This window comes from Pararhizobium sp. P1_E7 (genome assembly GCF_056405855.1).
The window spans coordinates 1-1,510 of sequence record NZ_JBFUBH010000204.1; the positions used below are offsets into that span (position 1 = coordinate 1).

1 protein-coding gene and 1 pseudogene are annotated in these 1,510 nt (G+C 52.9%); one reads left to right on the top strand and one right to left on the bottom strand.

Going from position 1 to position 1,510, the window contains the following annotated elements:
* On the bottom strand, positions 1-772 hold a 772-nt coding region (locus AC1D17_RS28905), incomplete at its 3' end, for a hypothetical protein (RefSeq protein ID WP_477568627.1).
* 615 nt (positions 773-1,387) lie between these two features.
* Here AC1D17_RS28905 and AC1D17_RS28910 point away from each other — a divergent pair.
* Positions 1,388-1,510, top strand: a pseudogene (locus AC1D17_RS28910) (IS3 family transposase); the annotation flags it as partial.

Below are 1,510 nucleotides of genomic sequence, written 5' to 3' on the forward strand. Positions count from 1 at the left end.
CCGTTCCCGCTGAAGCCAGTCGCTTTAACGCTTCGGCAACACTGACCCTTCGATAAGTTTCTTCTACCAGGTCGCCGGATTTGAGGGCTGTCCGTCGCGCTTGCGCGTATTCACGATCTTGATCAGTAACGTCGGCATCTCGTTCCGTGATCCAATGCAAAAACGTATCGTCCGCCTCCTTAATGGGCCGGCCGGTGGCAGACGAAATTCGGTTGATTTTAAGTTCAGATAGCGGCCGCAGAGTTTGGGTTGGATTAAACTCCGTGCGCCGGTCTAACCCAGAGATTGTCACATCGGCTCCGCTGGTTCGACCTGATGCATCGTAAACAAAGGCAGAAGAGATGCGGTCAAAGGCGGCATCTTCTTCCTTTGGCCTATGAACAACATCCCTCATCGCTCGGTCGGGAACAGCAAGTCGAGTTATGCCTCGATCATTGATTGCATCTAACACTTCGCGATGGTCGCTGGTTTTCAGAATTACCTCTCTCCGTGCGGGCCAAAAATCATAGTGCGCGTGGGAGCCGAACCCACGTCCGATGTGGAACGCGTAAATCTCGGGATAGACCGTCAGGGTGCTACGGCGAGACGCTTTCGCATCGTAATAAGCAGTCATGGCGACCTGAAGCAAATGCGTCGCGCCAATCCCACCGAACGCTTCATCGATGACAAGCCCGAAACGATCGTACACATTCCAATCGGGGAAAAGATCGCTGATAGACGCCTTCTGCCGCTCTATTGATATTGCAAACATTTCGGACTTCAGAAGTGCCATTACGTGCATTTGCATTACCTAGCTTGCATTGATCGTATCCGGGCCGTGAGCGCGGGTATGGAAAAGGTATCACTATCGGCGAGCTGGCGTTCCAGCAAAAATCTCAATGATAGTTGAGAAAAACTCCTCCGGCGGTCACTGCCTGTTCGATTGCGCTCCCCTCAGATCGAAATGGCAGAGGTTGCCTGTCTTTGACATCGGTCTGAACCGCCATGACCTTGTAGCCCTTCGACATGAGTTCGCTGGCCAGCGCGTCGATACGGTCGCGTCGCCGGGCAACCTCTCATATTGGTGAAGAAGTCTCACCCTCTTGACGGGTGTGCGGGCATGTTTTTCGTTTGCACCACTTGCCCAGCCGAAGAAATTTTCCAATATTTCTCCAGTGATGTGGTTTCGCTGGGGAGTGAGAGCATGTTCGATTTCCTTGATTCTGCGGATATGAAGAAACTGAGCCGAGCCATTAATGCCCGATGRTTGCGAGCCAGCTTCTGGAAATGTTCCAACGGGGAATAACGGACGAAGCGGAACTGTCCACGCGCCCGATCGCGATTGGTCTGCCCCCTGAAAAGTGTTCCTTCTTGAAGTATGGCTTATGAGCCGAAGAAGGACATTGAAATGGCAGCGAAAAGACACAAGGCGGAAGAGATCGTCACGAAGCTTCGTCAGGTTGACGTGCTGAATGCGCAGGGCAAATCGATGGCGGAGGCGATCCGGTCGATAGGCGTAACGGAAGTAACC